Origin of the sequence: Salinibacterium sp. PAMC 21357 (assembly GCF_000247645.1) — a bacterium.
Lineage (GTDB): Bacteria > Actinomycetota > Actinomycetes > Actinomycetales > Microbacteriaceae > Rhodoglobus.
Genome location: NZ_AHWA01000006.1, coordinates 400,724 through 421,219, shown reverse-complemented (window position 1 = coordinate 421,219; position 20,496 = coordinate 400,724). Strand labels below are relative to the sequence as shown.

The window sequence follows — 20,496 nt, the reverse complement described above, 5'->3', positions numbered from 1 at the left end:
CTCCTAGCGAAGGGCCTCAACACTGTGGTGGTGTTGGGGCCCTTCGTGGTTAATGGGGCCCTTCGTGGTTAAGCGGAGAGAAAGCCCCTAGCTAGTGGTTTCGAGCGGATGCCACGGCTAAGGAGTCGCGCCGGTGGCGACCGAACGCTCCGGCTGATTCGACCACGCCGACCACGAGCCGGGGAAGAGTGCTGGGCGAAAGCCCGCGACGGTGAGCGCGAGCGCATCGTGCGCGGCGGTTACTCCCGAACCGCAATATACGCCGACCGCACGATCGACGCTCACCCCGAGCGCTTCGTAGCGGTCGCGCAAGACATCAGCCTCTAAGAACTCCCCCGACTCCCTGAGGTTGCCCGAGGTCGGCGCGCTGATGGCCCCGGGGATGTGACCGGCTCGCGGATCAATGGGCTCGACCTCACCGCGGTAGCGCTCGCCCGCCCGCGCATCCAGTAGCACGCCGGTTTCGGCGAGCGCGGCAGCGTCATCCGCACTCAAGACGGGCTCATTGCCAGCACTGATAATTACCGTGCCTGGCTCGATTGCGGTCATGTCGTCGGCGCCGATAGCGAGCGGATGCCCGGCCGCCCTCCAGGCGGAAAGCGCCCCGTCGAGCACCTGAACGTTTGCGACGCCCATGTAGCGCAGCAGCCACCAGGCGCGGCACGCGGCGAGGCTGTTCCCGTCGTCGTAGACGACAACGGTGTCGCCCTCGTTGATTCCCCAGCGACGCACGGCGGCCTGAAAATCCTCGACGGCGGGCAGTGGATGCCGCCCCTCGTCTGGCTCACCATGACGAGCCAGCTCGGTGTCGAGATCGACATACACGGCACTCGGAATGTGGCCCTCGTGATAAAGAGGGAGGCCGGCGGGGCCACCCAGGCTCCAGCGCACATCGAGCACGCGAACCGGCGCTTTCCCGCTTGCGGCGGCGGTGAGCAGCGCGTCTAGTTCGTTCGCGGTGACGAGGGGGTGAGGCATCCGAGGCTCCGATCATTGAGGTAGCTCCATGATCGCACTCGCTGGGGATCGTGACGGGATTAACGCAGTGTTCCCACCGCCCGCGGAGTGCGGTCGGTGGGAACCCCTGAACTGCCGTGAACGCGCTAGCGGCCCGGTTCGTCGCGGCCGTCGGTTGCGAGCAGTTCGTCTTCTACCGCCCCGCCGTAGCCGTCCTTTTGTGGATCCCCGTGGAGGCCACCTGAAATCGCGTACTCTTCCTCGGGCGACAGCACGAGGCGCTTGCGACCGTAGAGGCCGAAGATCGCGAGCATCACGATGTAGACCACAGCGATGGCGCCGATTGCCGGGCGGGCGGGCTCGTTGATGAAGAAGCCGAAGAAAATCGCCAACGATAGTACGCCGCCGATAATCGCTCCGGGCACACCCCAGGGGCTGCGGTAGGGGCGGTTTGCGTTCGGGTATTTCTTGCGCAGAATCAGGAACGAGATCATCTGCAGCACGTAGGCGATGACGGCCCCCCACACCGCAATGTTCAGCACAATGGCGCCCGCTACGCCGTCGGCGCCACCGAGGGAATCAACAAGAACCAGCGCCACGTACCCGATGACGGCACCCACGAGCAGCGCAACGGCAGGCGTCTGACGCTTACCGGTGAGCGACAAGAATTTCGGGTAGTAGCCTGCGCGAGACAGCGAATACATGTTGCGGCCATAGGCGAACATGATTCCCTGCAGCGAGGCGAAGAGCCCAATGAGGGCGAACAGCGCGAGAGCGGCGGCAGCCTGATCGCCGACGATGGCACGGAATCCATCGAGCAGCGGCTCCCCCGACGTGGAGATCTCCGAAGCACCCACGATTCCCGTGTTGAGGAAGAGCACCAGAAGACCCGTGATGATCAGTGTCGTGCGGGCGATCAATCCGGCCTTGGGGATGTCGCGAACCGGGTTGTGCGCTTCTTCTGAAGCGAGCGGCAACTCTTCGATTCCCAAGAAGAACCACATCGCATAGGGAAGCGCGAAGAGTATGGGAACAATGCCATGAGGAAGGAACGACGATTGGCCAGGGTCGGGAGCAATGTTGAACAGGTTGTCCCAGCTGAAGAGACCGGAGAATGCTGCCATCACCGAGAACACCAGAAGGATGGTGATCGAGACGATTGCCACGATGATCGCGAACTTGAACGAGATTGCGGCGCCGGCCGAGTTGAGCCCGATGAACACGATGTACAGGATGAGCCACCACACTGGGGCCGGTAGCGAGAAGCCCAATAGCTCACTCGTAATGAAGTCGGCGTAGCCGGCGGAGAAGTACACGATGACCGCCGTGGTGGCGACGTATTCGATGGTCTCCGCGAGACCCGTAACGAAGCCGCCCCAGGGGCCCATCGCTGCTCGGGCAAAGGAGTAGGCGCCACCGGTGTGCGGCATTGCGGATGCCATCTCACCGATGCTGAAGATCATGCCGTAGTACATGAAAATGAGAAGTGCGAAGGCGATCAGCATTCCCCCGAATCCGGCGAACCCGATGCCGAAGTTCCAGCCAGAGAAGTCTCCCGAGATAACGGCGGCGACGGCGAGGCCCCAGAGGCCCCAGATTCCCGCAGTGCGTTTGAGGGTTCGTTTCTCGAAATACCCCGCAGCAGCCGTGGTGTATTTCACCCCGGAGACGTTCAGTGTGTCTTTGGACATCCTGTTTCCTTTGCGCTCTGGTTGGTGCAACGACGGGTCGGGCACACAACTCTGTGAGAATCCTTGCGATGACTATACGGCGATCAATGGTTGTTGACTACCCATAATCAACAGAAATATCTCGTGTTAGCGCGATAATTTTGCCGCCATCCTCGCGTTATGTGTGTTCTAATGGTTGGAAAGTGCACCATTTGACTCGCTCAATGAGGAGAAGTTTATGACCGCCCACTCCGGAAACCTCACGTTGGCTGAACTGACCGAAGACGTCGCGTCCGGCGCGATCGACACGGTCCTCGTCGCATTCACTGACATGCAGGGGCGACTGGTGGGCAAGCGTCTTTCGGCACGACTCTTTCTCGAGGATGCCGCCGCTCACGGAGCGGAATGCTGCAACTATCTTCTCGCTGTCGACGTCGATATGAACACGGTCGACGGCTACGCCATGTCGAGCTGGTCGCGAGGGTACGGCGACATGGTCATGGTGCCCGACCTCGGTACGCTTCGCCGCGCGCCCTGGCTGATCGCGACGGCTCTCGTGACCGCCGACCTTCTCTGGCATGACGAAACGCCTGTGGCGCCGTCGCCGCGTCAGATTCTGAAGGCCCAACTCGAGCGGCTCGCAGAGCGTGGCCTCGATACCTTTGTTGCCACCGAACTCGAATTCATTGTCTTTGACGACAGCTATCGGGAGGCGTGGAAGAAGGGCTATCGCGAGCTTTCTGCCGCTACCGATTACAACATCGACTACAACGTGCTGGCGTCCACCCGCATGGAACCCCTGCTCCGCGACATCCGCAATGGAATGGATGGCGCCGGCATGTACTGCGAGGGCGTTAAGGGCGAGTGCAACCCTGGCCAGCAAGAGATCGGCTTCCGTTACGCCTCAGCGCTCGACACCTGCGATAACCACTCCATCTATAAGAACGGCGCGAAAGAAATCGCCGATGCGCACGGCAAGAGCCTCACCTTCATGGCTAAGTACAACGAGAAAGAAGGCAGCAGCTGCCACATCCACATCAGCCTGCGGGGAACTGATGGCACCGCAGTCTTCGCCGACAAGGATGCCGAACACGGCATGTCAAAAATGTTCCGCCACTTCATCGCGGGCCAGCTCGCGATGATGCGAGAACTCACCCTCTTCTCGGCCCCCAACATCAATTCATACAAGCGCTACGTTCCCGGCAGCTTTGCTCCCACCGCGCTTGCTTGGGGCCTCGATAATCGCACGTGCGCGCTGCGCGTAGTGGGGCAGGGCCTCGGGATGCGGGTCGAGAACCGCGTGCCCGGCGGCGATGTCAATCAGTACTTGGCGGTCAGCGCCCTCATCGCGGCGGGCCTGTACGGAATCGACAACGAGCTTGAGCTTGATGATGCTTTTGAGGGCAACGCCTACACGAGCGATGTCGCGCGCGTGCCAGCAACCCTGCGCGAATCGGCCGAGCTCTTTGCGGCGTCCAGCTTTGCCCGCGAAGCCTTTGGCGATGAAGTCGTCGACCACTACCTCAACTACGCCGCCATTGAAATCGCCGCGTATGACTCTGCAGTAACGGACTGGGAAAAGGTGCGCGGTTTTGAGCGTCTCTGATCGACCCATTATCGGCCTGACCACCTACCTCGAGCAGTCCCAGACCGGGGTCTGGGACGTTCAGGCAGCATTCTTACCGAAGTCGTACTTCGAGGCTGTCACGCGAGCGGGCGGCATTGCGGTGCTGCTTCCGCCCCAACCCGTCAGCCCAGAAATTGCTCAACGGGTGCTGCACGGTCTCGACGGCCTGATCATCACCGGCGGCAAGGATTTCAACCCGGCGCGGTACGGCCAAGAACCGCACCCCACCACCGATGAGCCTCGGCTCGACCGCGATGCGTGGGAAGCAGAATTGCTCACTCAAGCTCTGGATGCCGACCTGCCATTTCTCGGCATTTGTCGGGGAGCCCAAGTGCTCAACGTTGGGTTGGGCGGCACCCTGCACCAGCATCTGCCAGACATCGTTGGCCACACCAACTATCAAGCCGGTGGGGGAATCTTCAACCATCTTCCTGTCGAGCTCGAGGGTGATCTGCTCATCAACGACATGCTCGGTAATGGGTCCGATCCCCTCACCGTTCCGGTGTACCACCACCAAGCCATCGACCGCCTCGCTGATGGGCTCGTCGTCACGGCGCGCACCAGCGACGGCGTGATCGAAGCCGTCGAACTGCCATCGGCCACTTTCGCGGTTGCCGTGCAATGGCATCCCGAGGCAGCGCCCGAAGATATTCGACTATTCGAAGGGCTCGTCGAAGCAGCCCGTAACCACCGAAAGGCTCTCGCGTGAGCACTTATACCGTCATCAATCCCACCAACGAGACCGAGATCGGCACTGTCGACCTTCTCGATATCGAAGCCACCGATGAGGCAATCGCCCGTGCCGCCGTCGCCCAGAAAGCCTGGGCGCGCGTCTCTCCCGCCGACAAATCGCTGATGCTGCGCCGCTTTGCTCAGACGGTCGACGGCGACCTCGAAAATCTTGCTGCGCTCGAGGTCAGCAACTCCGGTCATCCGATCTCCCAGGCCCGGTGGGAAGCCGGTCATGTTCGCGACGTTCTCAACTATTACGCTGCTGCCCCGGAGCGGATGTTCGGCCAGCAAATTCCGGTCGCGGGCGGCATTAACGTCACTTTTCATGAGCCACTGGGCGTTGTGGGCGTCATCACGCCGTGGAACTTTCCGATGACGATCGCGGCGTGGGGATTCGCCCCAGCACTGGCGGCGGGCAACGCTGTGGTGCTGAAGCCCGCCGAGTGGACCCCGCTCACGAGCATCCGTCTCGGCGAACTCGCGCTCGAAGCGGGCTTGCCCGAGGGGCTCTTTCAGGTTCTGCCGGGCAAAGGTTCTGTTGTCGGCGAGCGCTTCGTGACCAACCCCACGGTGCGCAAGGTGGTGTTCACCGGGTCAACTGCGGTCGGCAAGCAGATTATGGCCGGATGCGCGGCTCAAGTGAAGCGGGTTACTTTGGAGCTCGGTGGCAAAAGCGCCAACGTTGTGTTTGCCGATGCTGACCTCGAAAAGGCGGCTGCTGCAGCACCGTACGGAGTCTTCGAGAATGCCGGCCAGGACTGCTGCGCCCGCAGCCGCATCCTCGTTGAACGCAGCGCCTACGACCGCTTCATGGAGCTTCTTGAACCCGCCGTCGCGGGGGTGAAGGTGGGAGACCCCGCTGACGAAGCAACAGAAATGGGGCCGCTCGTTTCGGCGAAGCACTTGGCTTCGGTGCAGTCCTATGTGCCTGCCGACGCTCCCGTGGCGTTCCGCGGTACGGCGCCGGATGGCCCGGGCTATTGGTTCGCCCCCACTGTGCTCACTCCCGAATCGCGCCAAGACCGCTGCGTGACCGATGAGATCTTCGGGCCCGTCGTGACCGTACTCCCGTTCGATGATGAGAAGGATGCGGTGCAGCTAGCCAACGACTCCGAGTACGGGCTCTCTGGCTCTATCTGGACGCGCGATGGCAGCCGGGCTATTCGGGTGTCTCGCGCCATCGAGGCGGGCAACCTCTCGGTCAATTCGCACTCGTCGGTGCGGTACTCCACTCCCTTCGGCGGTTTCAAGCAATCGGGTCTCGGCCGCGAACTTGGCCCCGATGCCCCGCTGAACTTCACCGAAACCAAGAACGTTTTCATCGCCGTCGACTGACAACCCCACCCTTTTCACTCAAGGAGCATCGAATGAGCATCACCCCGATCGACCTCACCCAACGTCTCGCCGGCAAAGTCGCCGTCATCACTGGCGGCGCGAGCGGAATTGGCCTCGCCACCGCGCGACGGTTCGCCGCTGAAGGCGCCACCGTCGTCATCGCCGACATGGACGAAACAACCGGTCTCGCCGCCGCCGAACTTGTCGGCGGCCACTTCATCAAGGTCAACGTGACAGATGAAGCGCAGGTAAACGAACTCTTCGACACCACCGCCAGCACCTACGGCTCGGTCGATATTGCCTTCAACAACGCCGGCATCTCGCCGCCCGAGGATGACTCGATCGTCACCACTGAGCTGCCCGCGTGGGAAAAAGTTCAAGACGTCAACCTCAAGTCGGTCTACCTCTGCTGCCGCGCCGCCCTTCGCCACATGGTCAAGCAGGGCAAGGGCTCGATCATCAACACGGCTTCCTTCGTCGCTATCATGGGATCAGCGACCAGCCAGATTTCGTACACCGCTTCCAAAGGCGGCGTGTTGGCGATGAGCCGTGAGTTGGGCGTGCAGTTCGCCCGGGAGGGAATTCGAGTCAATGCACTCTGCCCCGGCCCCACGAGCACCCCGCTTCTTCAGGAGCTCTTTGCGAAAGACCCTGAACGTGCCGCTCGTCGCCTCGTTCATATTCCGATGGGCCGTTTTGCCGAAGCGGATGAGCTCGCCGCTGCGGTTGCCTTCCTCGCCAGCGATGACTCCTCGTTCATCACCGCGTCGACCTTCATCGTCGATGGCGGCATCAGCTCGGCCTACACGACGCCTCTGTAATGGATGAGCCGGCCGGTCTCCACGGAGAGTTGCTGCTGCGCCCGGTGCGCGGGGGCAACTCCTTCGAGGAGACCGTTCAGCGCCTCCTCCAGACGGTTCGTCTGGGACTCGTCGCTCCCGGCGAACGCTTGCCCGCCGAGCGTGAACTCGCCACGATGCTCTCGGTCAGTAGGGACACCGTTCGCGATGCCATCGCATCGCTCAGCGATGCCGGGTATTTGGTGTCTCGCCGAGGTCGTTACGGCGGCACTTTCGTCAGCGACGTTTTGCCGACGCACATTCCGGGAACCCCTTCCGGCGGCTCAGTGGCACCGTCGCGACCACTGACTCCTGAACTCATCGAAGACACTCTCACCCTGCGCGAGATTCTTGAGGTTGGCGGAGCACGCGCCGCTGCGGGTCGTGCCCTCACTCCCAGCGAACGAGAACTCCTCTGGCAAAGCTTGAGCAACGCCAACGACGCGAGCGATGAGGAATACCGGCGCCTCGACTCACGCTTTCACCTCATGGTGGGTGAGCTCGCCGGTTCGGCATCCCTCACTCCGCTGATTGCTGATGTGCGGATGCGCGTCAACGAGTTGCTCGACAGCATCCCCTCGCTCGGCCCCAACATCGCGCACTCCAATACTCAGCACGAACAAATCGCGATCGCGATTCTGACCGGGCGACCGGATGCTGCCGCTCAAGCCATGAGTGAGCACCTCGCAGGCACCGCGCTCCTACTGCGCGGCTTTCTCGAGTAGCACTCGCCCGATCTCTTGTGCACCGTTAGCTGGTGGGAACACTGGCCAACCAGTAGGTGCCGAGGCTCTTCACCAGGTCACTTTCGGCCGCAACGGGCACTCTGTCGGCGACCGTGAATGCTTCGTAGCCGTAGAGACCGTTGCCGATGGAGATCCATTGACCGTTCCACTGACCGCTCGCAAGAATGATGTCGATCGCGGCGCGACCGTTGGCCTCAGTGAGATCGTCGTCGGTCATGTTGGCCTTAATTCCGGAGGGCGTTAGGGCAACGGAAGCCACGCCAGATACCGTGACGAGTTTCTCCGCAAGCTCAAGGCTTCGCTCGGCCTCGTCAAGCGTGCGTGCCTCCAAATACACTTTCGTGCCGTGCACCAGTCCGTCGTATGCCACCTTGCTGGCCGCAGCCAGATCGGGGTCAGCCAGAACTAAAGCGATAGTCGCCTGCAGAGCAGAATCGCCGGTGACCCCGATTCGCAAGACACCGTCGGCATTGAGGTGAAGCGAGGCGAGCGTCGAAGGCTGCTCGGAGACGCGGGTGAGAAGCCTTTGCATCGGATCGTTAAACTGAGCAAGCGGAAGGCTTGAGTCAACAAAACCTGTGTCGTCAGCGGCGGATTCGATTTCGATGGCAAGCTGCTCTTCACCCGCCTGCGTTGCCAGTTGGCGCACCCGAGTCGCTAGCGCCACCATCTCCTCGGGCGATGACGTTGCGAGGGTTGCCTCGGAGCAGAAGTCGATAGTGGCTTCGATGACTGCATCGTCGTCAAGAACACTCTGCGCGAATGCCGCGCGGGTCTCGTCCACACCGCAGCTTGTGAGCGTGAAGGAAGAATGCTTGTCGTCACTGTAGGCCACCACCCGCAGCGAATCGTCGACACTAGAGTTCTCGAGTGCGAGAGCGGCAAGGTCAGTGCGATCAACCACTACGTACGGGCGGGAGTTCGAGATTGTGCCACCGTGGATGCGCGGATCCACTCTGAGAACATTCCATCGGTCGATCACAACAGTAGAGTCGGGATCGTTCGCACGAGGACTTAGTTTGAGGCCGCGGTACGAAAGCCAAATCGAAAAGTTTCCGTCGGGGCCATTCTTTAGCACGTACTCTGAGGCATCCCCGATGAGCTTCTGAATCTCTTCATCGGTCGCAGATTCCTTAATCACTGCCTTGAGATGTGTGCTGTAAGTGAAGCCGTTCAAGTACCGATCGGTTTCGACTGATTCGACGCTGCTCTGCACACCGAGCCAAAGGGTTGCCGCGTTTGCTTGTCGGAAGCACGCGCTCAAGCCTGTCGTGACGAGCACTGCCATGAGCGCCACCGCCAAAAAACGGATGCTCGACCTCGCGCTGACCGCGCCGCGATCAGCGACGGATCGCTTCGGCGTGAGCTGAACGTTCGCCATCCGAAATTCCCATCGTTGAGGTTGCTTCACGATGCTATAGGAATTGGCGATCTCATCGCGATGCCTCACTTCTGCTGTGCAGGGTTCGGGCATACGCTGAAGTCATGCTCACCCCACCTGAAGCCGCAAAGGTTCCCACGGAACGCCTCCAGCATGGCGACCACTACGTCGACAATTACGAGTGGATGCGCGACAAAGAGAGCCCCGATACCCTCGCGCACCTCCATGCCGAGAATGCCTACACCTCGGCCCGCACGAGCCACCTCAGCGTGCTGCAAGAGCAGATCTTCGAAGAGATTAAGGGCCGTACGCAAGAAACCGATCTGAGCGTTCCGGTTCGTCGCGGCCAGTGGTGGTACTTCAGCCGTACCGAAGAGGGCAAGCAGTATCCGATTCACTGCCGCGCACCGATCACTGGAGAGGATGACTGGACTCCCCCGACGATTGTGGAGCCCGTTGCTGGTGACGCTGAGGCTACTGCGGACCGCACCGACGCGGCTGCCGTGGCCGTGGCCGCCGCCGCACCCACGACCCTTCCCGGCGAGCAGATCTTGCTCGACGACAACGTCGAAGCCGAGGGCCATGACTTCTTCAGCTTGGGCTCATTCTCGCTCAGCGACGATGGAACGCTGTTGCTCTATGGCGTGGACATCGAGGGCGATGAGCGGTACACGCTGCGGGTGCGCCAGCTCGGCGATGCGGCGAGTTCGAGCGACACCGCAGATGCCGCCGCTGCCGTCATCCGCTTCAGCGCCGCCGATGACCTTGCCGACGAAATTCCGGGCACCGCGGGCGGCGCGCTCCTGGATGCCACGGGCAAGCACGTCTTCTATACGACCGTGGATGATGCGTGGCGCCCCGATACCGTCTGGCGCTACGAGCTGGGCACCGCTGCGGCATCCGCCGTGCAGGTTTTTCATGAGCCCGACGAGAGCTTCTGGGTGGGCGTTGGTCGCTCACGCAGTGGCAAGTATTTGGCGATCGAGGCGGGTTCGCGTCTGACGAGCGAGACGCGCTTGCTCGACACGAGCGATCCGACCGGTGAGTTCGAGGTTGTCTGGCCGCGCGAGGTGGGCGTCGAGTATGACGTTGAGCATGTGATCGTCGGCACCCAGGATCGCCTGCTGATCGTGCACAACAAGGACGCGATCAACTTCGAGCTCGTGAGTGTTGCTGCGGCCGATCCTCTCGGCGAGCGCCGCGTGATTCTCCCCCACAACGAAGCCGTGCGCCTCGAGGGCGTCGATGCCTTCAAGGATTTTGTGGCGATCGAGTACCGCCGCGAGGGTCTCACCCGCGTGGCGGTTGCGATCGTTCCGAAGCATGGCGGGCGCTACGAAGACACTCCCCACGAACTGAAATTCGACGACGAACTCTTCACCGTGGGCCTCAGCTCCAACCCCGAGTGGAACCAGCCGAGCATCCGCCTCAGCTATGGCAGTTTCGTGACGCCGACGATCGTCTACGACTATCTAGTGGATGACAATGAGCTGGTCGTGCGCAAACAGCAGCCGGTGCTTGGCCACTTTGAGCCTGCGCTGTACACCCAGCGTCGGGAATGGGCCACCGCCTCCGACGGTACTCGCGTTCCGATCTCCCTCGTGTACCGCAATGATCTCGTGGTGCCAGGTACCCCGGCGCCGACGGTGCTTTACGGCTACGGCTCCTACGAGATCAGCATCGATCCCGGCTTCGCTGTCGGGCGCCTGAGCCTGCTCGACCGCGGCATTGTCTTCGCGGTCGCCCACGTTCGCGGTGGTGGCGAACTCGGTCGCACCTGGTACGAAGGCGGCAAAAAGCTTCACAAGCGCAACACCTTCACTGACTTTGTCGCGTGCGCCCATCACCTGATCGACAACGACGTGACCTCCAGCGATCGACTCGTTGCTGAGGGTGGAAGCGCTGGCGGCCTCCTCATGGGCGCCGTCGCCAACTTGGCCCCGCAACTGTTCTCGGGCATCCTCGCGGTCGTTCCCTTCGTCGACCCGCTCACCTCGATCCTTGACCCCTCGCTGCCGCTGACTGTTATCGAGTGGGATGAGTGGGGTGACCCCCTGCACAATGAGGAGGTCTACTACTACATGAAGTCGTACTCCCCGCTCGAGAATGTGCACGACACCCACTACCCGCCGATTCTCGCCGTGACCTCGCTCAACGACACCCGCGTGCTCTACGTCGAGCCAGCCAAATGGGTTGCCCGGCTGCGCGAGGTGGGGGCGGATGCACTGCTCAAGACCGAGATGGCGGCGGGCCACGGCGGAGTCTCCGGCCGCTACGACGCCTGGCGCGAGCGCGCCTTCAACTACGCATGGATGGTGGATGTGACGCGTATTTCAGCGAGCTAATCGGGGCACGGCACGGTCTGTCAGCGGGCGGCAGCAATGTTTCGACTCGCCAGCCACAGCACGATTGTGCTGGCAACGGGAAGCGTTGCCAAGAGCAGCGGTGCGCTGAGCCAAGTCGAGGCCAACACGATGCTCGCTACGCTGATGAGCAGCAACGCGTCAGCCTGCCAGAGCACGATCAGCATGCCGGAGAGGTCTCCTGCCGCGGTAGGGATAGGGGCGAGGAGTTCTAGCGGCATCTGACCCTTCGTGGCATTCATCATTCGAACGGTGATGACAAACAGCGCGAATGCGACCGCCACAGCGGCGCTCAGGAGCGACGCACCGGCAACGCTCGCGGCTAGCGCTCCCGAGCCCACGAAAACGATCACCCCCACCGCTGGCAGCGTTGCGTGCAGTGCGAACTCTTTCACTACGCCGAAACCGTAAAGGGGCACCCCGACCGCGGTATCGGAGGCGTGGCGAAATCCGTCGCTCCACACGCCAAGCGCGAGAAACGCAAAAATTCCGCCGAGTAGGGCCGGTGCCCACGCAACCGTCGCGGGCACGGAGCTTGTACTTGCGAGCAGGAACCCCGCGACGAGCAACGACAGCGCCGCCACGATGGGCCGTTCGGGAGAACGCAGCGAGCCAACAAGGTCGCGCACGAACATCACTACTGGCGTCGGTACATTCTGCACCGCTCTCCAACGACGCCCCACGGTCGGAAGACTCCGAAACTCCGCGAATGCTCCCGCTAGATCGGCGGTCGCGCTGAACGTGGCAGCGCTGCTCCAGCGCTGCGCCTGAGCGGTCAATTCAGGACCGCGGATGCTATCCAAGAGTCGCGGGATAGCGAACGCGGCGAGGATCACCAGTGCGGCCAACGCGCCAAGCGCAGGCCATGCCACGAACGCGGAGCTCGGATAGAGCAGCGCAATCCAGCCCCACGGCGTTGCGACCAGTCCGCCCGGAATCACCGCCGTGCCGAGTGACACCACTGCGAGCACCGCAGCTACTCGTTGTGAAGCCTGAGTCGACACGCTCTGCCCCAGCAGCCACGCGATCGAGGCAAAGATGCCGATCAGCACGGTCGCCGCCACGAACGCGATGACGGAGAGTGCCGTCGCTGCGCCCGCCACCGCGAGGGCAGAAGCAAGGATCAACGCGACCGCCGCGAGTGCCACCACAAGTTGAGAGGCCGAAACAAGGAACGGTCGCCGCAGCGTGTGACGACGAGGCAAGTGGTTGCTTGCAACGACGACACTGCGGAACGGATCCATCAGCGCTGGCCCTCGAGTCCGTCCGAGCACGACAAGCGCAGCAAACAACAACCCAGTAATCGCGGCAAGTACCGCCGGTGCGGCTGGGCCGGCCACCAAGGCCAACACGTCGGGGGTTGCCAAGCCAAGCACTGCCGTCCGAATAATGGGTACGCCGACAATCAGCAGAAGCATCACGCTCACATAGATCACGTACGTGAGGTCACTCTCGCTCTGTGCCTGCCGGTCGCGGCGCAGTCGTCGCAAGCGCCGAAGCGTGGAATTGGATGCCATTATGAGCGTGTCAAAGCAACAGTGCGGTCGCTCACAGCATCGATTAATTTCGCGTTGTGCGAAGCAAAGAGCAGCGTCGTGCCCTCAGCGACGAGGCCTCTCAAGATGCGGGCGACCTGGGTTCGGCGTTCCTTATCGAGTCGCTGTTCTGGCTCGTCGAGCATCAGCACGTCGAACGGCCGTGCGATTGCGAGAGCCAAGGAGAACATTTGTGCTTGACCTGATGAGAGTTCGTGGGCGAAGCGCGTTCGCAGGCGAGTGAGACCGAAGTCATCGAGCAGCGCAGTAGCTCGCTCGCGAGCGGTAGGCACCTCCGCGCCCCAAGAGACGCCGACCATCGTTAGTTGCTCGTCAAGCGTTAGATCGCGAGCGAACGACGTGTGGCCGATATGACCCGCCACCATTCGTCGAAAAGCCGGGCTTCGCTCATCCACCGGCAGATCACCGACGTGCGCGCTTCCCGCTGTCGGCGGCATCAGACCAGCGAGCACCCGCAGCAGCGTGGTCTTGCCCGCACCGTTAGCACCTGTGATCGCTGCTGCGGTGCCCGACAGAATGTCGAACGACACCGACTCCAGGAGCGGCACGTCATCGATCTGAACGGCTAGAGAATCGACCCGGACACCGAAAGCCGTGCCAGCTGAAGCGGCCACAGCAGCGTTGTGAGATTTCCCCATGAAATCCAGTGTAGTTAGAGGGTGCGGAAAAAGCTCCCGCTATTCGGTCCACCACTCGTCGTACATCGACACCGGCACAGTGCGCTTGTGGCGAGAATTGAGGTACTTGGTCTCGATCTCGACCGCGACCTCGGCAGGCACGTCGCGGCCCTCGAGGTAGTCATCGATGCGCTCGTACGTCACGCCGAGATTAGTTTCGTCGGCCTGGCCGGGCGTGTGGTCGAGCAGGTCAGCCGTCGGTACTTTCTCATACAGCCGCTCTGGAGCGCCGAGTTCAACAAGCAATTGCTTGCCCTGACGCTTGGTGAGCGCGGTGAGCGGCAACACGTCAGCACCACCATCACCGAACTTGGTGAAGAAGCCGGTGACTGCTTCGGCCGCGTGGTCTGTTCCGACCACCAGGTAGCCGAGCTGCCCAGCAATCGCATACTGCGCCACCATGCGCTCGCGAGCTTTCACGTTGCCCTTGTTAAAATCCGTAATCGGCTCGCCCAGAGCATCCGCAAATTCCGCGGCAATGCCGTCGACGGCCCGCTGGATGTTGAAGGTCACTTCGCGATCAGCCTCAATAAAGTCGAGCGCCAATTGCGCATCGTCCTCGTCGTGCTGCACCCCGTGCGGGAGTCGGACGGCCACAAACTGCGCCTCGGCACCCTCGGCGCGCAGCTCCGCGACTGCGAGCTGGCAGAGACGACCGGCGAGGGAAGAATCTTGCCCGCCGCTGATTCCCAACACGAGCCCCTTGGCGTGCGACGCCTTGAGGTATTCCTTCAGGAAGTCGATGCGCATGCGAACCTGCTCGGCAGGGTCGATTGTGGGCTGGGTGTTCAAGTCGTAGATGATGCGCGCTTGTAACGGAGTCATAGGTCAAATCTAACCCCCGTCTCCGGCATTAGGATTATTCAACTTTGCTATGCCCCAGAGTCTCAACGGGATAGCCTGAAACTGTTACGCCCACGAAATACAGGAGCCCCGATGATCGACCAGCTGCTTCGCCCCAAGGTTGCTTTCTGGACCGGAGTCGTCCTTACGCTTATCAGCTTCCTCGTGTTCAACTTTCTCCTTCCGGCGCTCTACCTCGCTATACAGTCAATCGACTTCCCGATGACCCAGCAGTTCGTGGGGGCGCTCGCCGCGGCCGTCGATTCTCTTGGCCAGCTCGCGCGCCTCATTGGCCCCGTGCTGATCGTCGGCGCGCTCATCCTGCTCAAACTCGATCGTCTCTCTGCCGCCGGCGCATTTCCCTCCACCGCACAACCTCACTCCGGGAACGCCCTCCGCGACTAAGACACGCTCCCTCGGCAGCAAGACCACTCCCCGTAATCGAGACCCTTAAGCCCTGACTCTCGCGTGCAGCATGGCGAGTGCGCGCTTCACTCGAGATAGGGGACACTCGAGTATGACGAAAGCGGTGCGCGGCCTGAGCATTCGATTGCTCGTCGTCATCAGCTGCGCCGCAGGCCTATTCGGGATCTCTGCCCCCGCGTTCGCTGAGCCGCACACTATTGGCGCGACGGAGGCCCCGGCAGCGAGAGCTACCACCACCACTTCGGTGACGGCGATTGATGACCCGGATCCCATCGAGACCGCAGCGCCGACCTCACCAACTCCGACCGCGACGTCCACTCCCGCTCCACTCCCGACGGTCACGCCGACATCACCGGCTTCTCCCGACCCGATCCCCAGTCAGACGATCACTCCGACGCCGAGCGCCACTCCCACTCCGGTCGAAAACCGCTCGTTGAGGACGACAGCGAAGTAATCCCTCTTCCCGCTACGCCACCAAGTTTCGCTACGTCGAACGTTCGCTCACCTCGCTCGTGATTGCCGTTGCGGTGCTTGCGGCCAGTCTTCTGGTGCTCTGGCTCGTGCTTCGGCGTCGCACCAGGACAACGGCTGTGCCCACACCGGCAATGCCGTTACGCGATCACGCAACTCCCGCTGGCGTGGTGCTCGATTCGTTGGCGCAGGTGGGCGAAGCGATGATCGACAGCGGCTACCCGGTAAGCATGGTTCGTTCTGCCGTGCAGGATGTGGCCACAGCGAATGGTTTCCCTTCGGCTGAAGTGGTGGTGTTCCCCACGGCTCTGTTCGTCTCGGTGGATGATGACGGCGCCACCCAAACCCGAGCGGTGTCTGCCGGAAGGCAGTCGTATCTACTCCATCACGTCGACGTGATTGACCGCGTCGTGAAAGTAGGGCGGGTTCGCTCTGGCTCGAGTGCGTGGGTGAATCGTCAGCTTGCCAAAGTGAGTGAGCTGTCAATGCCTTTTTCCTCCACCCAACGGGTGCTCGCTTATGCGCTCACTTCAGCGGCAATCGCTGTTCTCTTAGGCTCCTCGTGGTTGGGGGTCGCGTTAGCGGCCGTGCTCGGCGCTGGCGTCGGGACTTTGCTGTTGCTCGGCGAACGCATTCCCTCTGGGTACAGTGCGCTCGTCATTGTCGGTGCCGCGCTCGGCTCATCACTAATTGTGCTCCTGGTAGCCCGAGCGTCGGCAGATTCCGGGGTGCTGCCCTCGTTGGTGGCTCCACTGGTTATCTTGCTGCCGGGTGGTCTCTTGACGACTGCCGTGATCGAGTTGGCAACGGGGCACATAATGTCAGGCTCAGCGCGCGCTGCCGCCGGCGCCATGCGACTCCTACTGCTCGCCGTGGGCATTGTGTCTGCGGGTGCGCTTGTGGGAGTTCCGACTATCGATCTCAATGTGGCCAGCGAACCTCTCGGACCATTTGCTCCCTGGATTGCCGTCGCCGTCTTCGGGTTGGGTATCACCGTCTATCAGTGCGCGCGGCCGGCTTCTATTCCCTGGATTGTGCTGGTGCTTTATGTTGCTTACGGCGCCCAAGTTATTGGTGACGTCTTGTTCGGCGGCGTACTCTCGGCCCTCATCGGTGCGATCGCAATGACCCCGGTAGCAGTACTTGTTGCCCGGCATCGCAGCGGGCCCCCGGCCATCGTGAGTTTCTTGCCCGCGTTCTGGCTGCTTGTCCCTGGCGGTCTGGGTCTTGTCGGGGTCACTGAGGCCCTCGGGGGCTCCGCGGGAGCGGGCACCACCCTCGTCACTACCATCGGAACGATGATCGCTATCGCCCTCGGCGTGCTCATCGGGCTTGCGGCCTCCAGCTCCTTGCGCGGCAGCCGGCTACCGCAGCTTTTCGACTTTCTCGAGCCTGTTCCCGACCCCGAGAGCACGCCAGCGTCTGATCCCTCCACCGCGGCTACGAGCCCGTCCAACTGATATCACCACAGCGGGGCACCTGACTTCCGGCGCCTTCCCGGTAGCGAGCTCGCTAGTTCTCTAGGTCATCCTCGTCGCGTGCCTCGAACCGTACCGCCATCGCCTTATAGCCGGGGGTATTCGATTCGCGCGCCAATAGTTCGCGGTGCATTAACGCATTCGCTTCGGGGAAGTACGCGGCAACACAGCCTCGCGCGCTGGGGTATGCCACCAATCGGAATCGATCGGCCCGGCGTTCCGCTCCCGCGAACGTGCTGATGACATCCACTAGCTGTCGATCGACTAAGCCCGCTTCAGCGATGTCGTCGGGATGAATCAGGATGACTCTGCGGCCGTTCTTGATGCCGCGATAACGGTCATCAACACCGTATGACGTGGTGTTGTACTGGTCGTGGCTGCGCATGGTTTGCAGGGTGAAATGTCCGGGTGGTGGAGTGAGATATTCGAGCGGGCTGACGGTGAACTTGCCGCGCCCGATGTCAGTAACGAAGGCTCGGCGGTCACGCGGCGCGCTCGGCAGAACGAAACCATTGCGGTCGCGCACGCGCCGGTTGAAGTCCTCGAAACCGGGAATCAGGCGCGAAATATGGTCACGGATGACGTCATAGTCATCCGCCATCGCCTTCCAATCGACCGCGTGGTCCTCCCCCAGCGTCGCGACGGCCATGCGCGCAATGATCACTGGCTCGGCAAGCAGGTGGTCTGACACCGGCTTCAGGCGCCCCTGAGTGGACCGCACGACCGACATGGAATCCTCGACGGAAAGAATCTGTCGACCGCCCGGATGCTTGTCGTCGATGTCGGTGCGCCCGAGTGTCGGCAAGATCAGCGATGTTTGTCCATGAACTACATGCGAGCGGTTCGGCTTGGTAGAAACGTGAACGGTCAACCCTGCCCGCTTCATGCTCTCTTCGATGATCTCGGTATCGGGACTAGCGAGGGCAAAGTTCCCTCCCATAGACACGAACACATCGATGTCACCGGCGGCGAACGCGTTGACCGTCTCCACGGAATCGTAGCCGTGCTCGGTTGGCGCGTTGATTCCGAACTCAGATTCGAGGCCATCGAGCATCCAGCCGAATGGCTGCTCCCAGACACCCATCGTGCGATCGCCCTGCACATTGGAGTGTCCGCGCACGGGGCAAGCACCCGCCCCTGGCTTGCCGAAGTTTCCCTGCAACAGCAGCAGGTTGATGATCTCCCGGATCGTGTCGACAGAGTGTGGCTGCTGGGTAATGCCGAGAGCCCAGCAGAAAATCGTTGCCTTCGATCCCGCGAGCAACCCGGCGACCTCGGTGATTTGTTCCCGTGTCAGGCCGGTAGCTTTCGCCGTCTCATCCCAGTCGAGAGTCGCGCGCGCAGCGCGGTAGGCATCGATACCGTCGGTGACTTCGGCGATGAAGGCCTCGTCAAGAACGGTACCGGGATTGGCGGCTTCTGCCTCGAGCAGTAGGTGCCCGAGTGCCTGAAAGAGTGCAAGATCTCCGCCGACTTTAATCTGCATAAAGTGATCGGCCAGAGCGGTGCCGTCTCCGATCAAACCGCCAACGGTCTGCGGATCTTTGAATCGCATAAGTCCGGCCTCGGGCAGCGGGTTCACGGCCACGATCGTGCCGCCGTTGTCTTTGCACTCCTTGAGCGCTGACAACATTCGCGGATGATTCGTGCCGGGGTTTTGGCCAACGACAAAGATTAGCTCGGCCGCTTCGATATCTTCGAGCGATACGGTGCCTTTTCCCGTTCCAATCGTTGAGTTCAGTGCTGCACCGGATGACTCGTGGCACATGTTCGAGCAGTCGGGCAAGTTGTTGGTGCCGAGCGAGCGCACAAACAGTTGGTAGAGGAACGCTGTCTCATTCGCTGTGCGCCCGGAGGTGTAGAACACGCAACGGTCTGGCGAGGTCGCGCGAATCCGTTCACCGACAAGCTCGAATGCTTCGGTCCACGAAATCGCCGAATAGTGGGTCTCGCCGGGGCGGATGACTACCGGCTCAGTGATTCGCCCTTGATTGCCCAGCCAGTACTCGGTTTTGTCGGCAAGCTCAGCGATTGAGTGGGTGGCCCAGAATTCTGGAGTTACAGTGCGTTTGGTGTTTTCTTCGGCGACTGCTTTGGCGCCGTTCTCGCAAAATTCAGCGGTCTTACGTTTTCCCGTGATGGTTTCTGGCCAGGCGCAACCCGGGCAATCGGTTCCGTCGACTTGGTTGAGGGTGAGCAGCGCCTTCACCGTTCGCGAAACCCCCGCTTGGGCAACTCCCCGCTCGAGCGCGACAACCACAGCTTCAAGCCCCGCAGCAGACTTCTTCGGCGAAGAAACTGTGAGGTCGTTCTCATCGATGTCTTTTCGAGGTGCTGAGCGTCGCATTCTTCCATCCTGCCCCACTACGTCACTATTAGGGCACCTAGTTGCGTACTCGAGTGCGCTAGCGGCTGATCGCGTGGGCTCTGACGACGGATCGCTGCAGCGGCGCTTGCGGTTGACTGCGCGGCCTGACAACCTAAATCCATGAGCAGGATCACGGTTCGACGCAGAGTTACTCGGCTTACAGTCGGCACTCCCGCCAGTATCAAAGAAGATTTTCTCGCTGTCGAAGAACCGTTGGAGATTCGGGTCGGTGGTCGCGCTTTAGCCGTCACCATGCGGACCCCCGGCAACGACTTTGACTTGGCAGCAGGCTTCCTCGTTTCCGAGGGCGTCATCAGTCGAGGTGATCAGTTCGCGGCCGCACGGTATTGCGCCGACGCCACCGTCGCCGATGAAAACACCTACAACGTTCTGGATGTCACGCTCGCGCCAGGAGTGCCTGCGCCCGATCCCAGTCTCGAGCGAAACTTTTACACCACCAGCTCGTGCGGTGTTTGCGGAAAAGCGAGCATTGACATGGTTCGCACGCAGTCCGCCTATGAGGTGGCCGATGACCCCATCACCATCACTCCAGAGCTATTGGTCACGTTCCCGGAGAAACTTCGCGCCGAGCAAGCCGTTTTCGATAAGACGGGTGGACTACATGCCGCTGGACTCTTTGATGGCAGCACCGGCCGGTTGCTCGTTCTTCGTGAGGATGTCGGTCGGCACAATGCGGTAGACAAAGTTGTGGGCTGGGCGGCGAAGGAAGGCCTGCTCCCCCTGCGGGGCACCGTATTGATGGTCTCTGGCCGGGCAAGTTTTGAATTGACTCAAAAAGCGCAGATGGCGGGGATTCCCGTGCTCGCGGCCGTTTCGGCACCGTCCTCGCTCGCGGTCGAATTGGCAGCAGAGCTTGGCATGACCCTCGTCGGGTTTCTCCGCGGCAACTCCATGGTGGTCTACACCGGAGATCGCATCCAGCCCTTCCCCGACGAGTAAAACAACAAGGGCGGAGCACCATCCAGCTTGTGCTGGTGGCGTCCGCCCTGTCGTTGAATCGAGTTAG

At 61.7% G+C, this 20,496-nt stretch carries 17 protein-coding genes; 10 read left to right on the top strand and 7 right to left on the bottom strand.

Annotated elements, in window-relative coordinates; genetic code table 11:
• Positions 1 to 117: 117 nt before the first annotated feature.
• Complete coding sequence (locus tag ON14_RS14550; RefSeq protein WP_010206234.1) at positions 118 to 978, bottom strand: sulfurtransferase; 861 nt, start codon at positions 976 to 978, stop codon at positions 118 to 120.
• A 125-nt stretch (positions 979 to 1,103) separates the two neighbouring features.
• On the bottom strand, positions 1,104 to 2,648 hold the full coding sequence (locus ON14_RS14545; RefSeq protein ID WP_010206233.1) for an amino acid permease: 1,545 nt from the start codon (positions 2,646 to 2,648) through the stop codon (positions 1,104 to 1,106).
• Positions 2,649 to 2,865: 217 nt separating this feature from the next.
• On the opposite strand from ON14_RS14545, the gene ON14_RS14540 reads away from it, so the two are divergent.
• The 5 genes from ON14_RS14540 to ON14_RS14520 are packed head-to-tail and all read left to right on the top strand — an operon-like array spanning position 2,866 to position 7,885.
• Complete coding sequence (locus ON14_RS14540) at positions 2,866 to 4,233, top strand: glutamine synthetase family protein (RefSeq protein ID WP_010206232.1); 1,368 nt, start codon at positions 2,866 to 2,868, stop codon at positions 4,231 to 4,233.
• Positions 4,220 to 4,963: a gamma-glutamyl-gamma-aminobutyrate hydrolase family protein gene (locus ON14_RS14535; protein WP_010206231.1), complete on the top strand. Its 744-nt coding sequence runs from the start codon at positions 4,220 to 4,222 to the stop codon at positions 4,961 to 4,963. The genes ON14_RS14540 and ON14_RS14535 overlap by 14 nt, the downstream gene beginning before the upstream one ends.
• Entirely contained in the window at positions 4,960 to 6,321 is a 1,362-nt protein-coding gene (locus ON14_RS14530; protein ID WP_010206230.1) for an aldehyde dehydrogenase family protein, read from the top strand. The genes ON14_RS14535 and ON14_RS14530 overlap by 4 nt, the downstream gene beginning before the upstream one ends.
• Positions 6,322 to 6,353: 32 nt before the next feature.
• Complete coding sequence (locus ON14_RS14525; protein ID WP_010206229.1) at positions 6,354 to 7,142, top strand: 3-oxoacyl-ACP reductase; 789 nt, start codon at positions 6,354 to 6,356, stop codon at positions 7,140 to 7,142.
• Positions 7,142 to 7,885: a FadR/GntR family transcriptional regulator gene (locus ON14_RS14520; protein ID WP_010206227.1), complete on the top strand. Its 744-nt coding sequence runs from the start codon at positions 7,142 to 7,144 to the stop codon at positions 7,883 to 7,885. The genes ON14_RS14525 and ON14_RS14520 overlap by 1 nt, the downstream gene beginning before the upstream one ends.
• 25 nt (positions 7,886 to 7,910) lie before the next feature.
• Here ON14_RS14520 and ON14_RS14515 read toward each other — a convergent pair whose 3' ends face one another.
• On the bottom strand, positions 7,911 to 9,287 hold the full coding sequence (locus ON14_RS14515) for a hypothetical protein (protein ID WP_010206226.1): 1,377 nt from the start codon (positions 9,285 to 9,287) through the stop codon (positions 7,911 to 7,913).
• A gap of 104 nt (positions 9,288 to 9,391) precedes the next feature.
• Between ON14_RS14515 and ON14_RS14510 the strand changes: the two genes are divergently transcribed.
• Positions 9,392 to 11,632, top strand: coding sequence for a S9 family peptidase (locus ON14_RS14510; protein ID WP_010206224.1), 2,241 nt, complete (start codon positions 9,392 to 9,394; stop codon positions 11,630 to 11,632).
• Between the two features lie 20 nt (positions 11,633 to 11,652).
• On the opposite strand, the gene ON14_RS14505 is transcribed toward ON14_RS14510, so the two are convergent.
• The 3 genes from ON14_RS14505 to nadE are packed head-to-tail and all read right to left on the bottom strand — an operon-like array spanning position 11,653 to position 14,708.
• Positions 11,653 to 13,167, bottom strand: a complete 1,515-nt coding sequence (locus ON14_RS14505; protein ID WP_010206222.1) for a hypothetical protein — start codon at positions 13,165 to 13,167, stop codon at positions 11,653 to 11,655.
• Positions 13,167 to 13,844 (bottom strand): ABC transporter ATP-binding protein, encoded by a 678-nt coding sequence (locus ON14_RS14500; protein ID WP_141630083.1) that lies wholly within the window; start codon positions 13,842 to 13,844, stop codon positions 13,167 to 13,169. Before ON14_RS14500 ends, ON14_RS14505 begins: the two co-directional genes overlap by 1 nt.
• A 39-nt stretch (positions 13,845 to 13,883) precedes the next feature.
• Positions 13,884 to 14,708 carry an ammonia-dependent NAD(+) synthetase gene (nadE, locus tag ON14_RS14495; protein WP_010206220.1) on the bottom strand — a complete coding sequence of 275 codons (825 nt, stop codon included), beginning with the start codon at positions 14,706 to 14,708 and terminating at the stop codon, positions 13,884 to 13,886.
• 111 nt (positions 14,709 to 14,819) lie between these two features.
• On the opposite strand from nadE, the gene ON14_RS14490 reads away from it, so the two are divergent.
• The 3 genes from ON14_RS14490 (at position 14,820) to ON14_RS14480 (ending at position 17,083) form a co-directional block, all read left to right on the top strand.
• Positions 14,820 to 15,131 carry a hypothetical protein gene (locus tag ON14_RS14490; protein WP_010206219.1) on the top strand — a complete coding sequence of 104 codons (312 nt, stop codon included), beginning with the start codon at positions 14,820 to 14,822 and terminating at the stop codon, positions 15,129 to 15,131.
• Between the two features lie 112 nt (positions 15,132 to 15,243).
• Entirely contained in the window at positions 15,244 to 15,606 is a 363-nt protein-coding gene (locus tag ON14_RS16345; RefSeq protein WP_010206214.1) for a hypothetical protein, read from the top strand.
• A gap of 58 nt (positions 15,607 to 15,664) precedes the next feature.
• Positions 15,665 to 17,083: a threonine/serine ThrE exporter family protein gene (locus ON14_RS14480; RefSeq protein WP_010206208.1), complete on the top strand. Its 1,419-nt coding sequence runs from the start codon at positions 15,665 to 15,667 to the stop codon at positions 17,081 to 17,083.
• 52 nt (positions 17,084 to 17,135) lie between these two features.
• On the opposite strand, the gene ON14_RS14475 is transcribed toward ON14_RS14480, so the two are convergent.
• Positions 17,136 to 19,448 (bottom strand): FdhF/YdeP family oxidoreductase, encoded by a 2,313-nt coding sequence (locus ON14_RS14475; protein ID WP_010206207.1) that lies wholly within the window; start codon positions 19,446 to 19,448, stop codon positions 17,136 to 17,138.
• 141 nt (positions 19,449 to 19,589) lie between these two features.
• Between ON14_RS14475 and fdhD the strand changes: the two genes are divergently transcribed.
• Positions 19,590 to 20,429, top strand: a complete 840-nt coding sequence (fdhD, locus tag ON14_RS14470) for a formate dehydrogenase accessory sulfurtransferase FdhD (RefSeq protein WP_010206206.1) — start codon at positions 19,590 to 19,592, stop codon at positions 20,427 to 20,429.
• The last annotated feature ends 67 nt before the right edge of the window (positions 20,430 to 20,496 follow it).

What these genes read in the sequence shown, in the direction of transcription:
- ON14_RS14540 (WP_010206232.1), top strand. Translation starts at nt 2,866, where the DNA reads ATGACCGCCCACTCCGGAAACCTCACGTTGGCTGAACTGACCGAAGAC.
- ON14_RS14550 (WP_010206234.1), bottom strand. Translation starts at nt 978, where the DNA reads ATGCCTCACCCCCTCGTCACCGCGAACGAACTAGACGCGCTGCTCACC.
- ON14_RS14545 (WP_010206233.1), bottom strand. Translation starts at nt 2,648, where the DNA reads ATGTCCAAAGACACACTGAACGTCTCCGGGGTGAAATACACCACGGCT.
- ON14_RS14475 (WP_010206207.1), bottom strand. Translation starts at nt 19,448, where the DNA reads ATGCGACGCTCAGCACCTCGAAAAGACATCGATGAGAACGACCTCACA.
- ON14_RS14520 (WP_010206227.1), top strand. Translation starts at nt 7,142, where the DNA reads ATGGATGAGCCGGCCGGTCTCCACGGAGAGTTGCTGCTGCGCCCGGTG.
- fdhD (WP_010206206.1), top strand. Translation starts at nt 19,590, where the DNA reads ATGAGCAGGATCACGGTTCGACGCAGAGTTACTCGGCTTACAGTCGGC.
- ON14_RS14505 (WP_010206222.1), bottom strand. Translation starts at nt 13,167, where the DNA reads ATGGCATCCAATTCCACGCTTCGGCGCTTGCGACGACTGCGCCGCGAC.
- ON14_RS14490 (WP_010206219.1), top strand. Translation starts at nt 14,820, where the DNA reads ATGATCGACCAGCTGCTTCGCCCCAAGGTTGCTTTCTGGACCGGAGTC.
- nadE (WP_010206220.1), bottom strand. Translation starts at nt 14,708, where the DNA reads ATGACTCCGTTACAAGCGCGCATCATCTACGACTTGAACACCCAGCCC.
- ON14_RS16345 (WP_010206214.1), top strand. Translation starts at nt 15,244, where the DNA reads ATGACGAAAGCGGTGCGCGGCCTGAGCATTCGATTGCTCGTCGTCATC.
- ON14_RS14510 (WP_010206224.1), top strand. Translation starts at nt 9,392, where the DNA reads ATGCTCACCCCACCTGAAGCCGCAAAGGTTCCCACGGAACGCCTCCAG.
- ON14_RS14500 (WP_141630083.1), bottom strand. Translation starts at nt 13,844, where the DNA reads ATGGGGAAATCTCACAACGCTGCTGTGGCCGCTTCAGCTGGCACGGCT.
- ON14_RS14515 (WP_010206226.1), bottom strand. Translation starts at nt 9,287, where the DNA reads ATGGCGAACGTTCAGCTCACGCCGAAGCGATCCGTCGCTGATCGCGGC.
- ON14_RS14525 (WP_010206229.1), top strand. Translation starts at nt 6,354, where the DNA reads ATGAGCATCACCCCGATCGACCTCACCCAACGTCTCGCCGGCAAAGTC.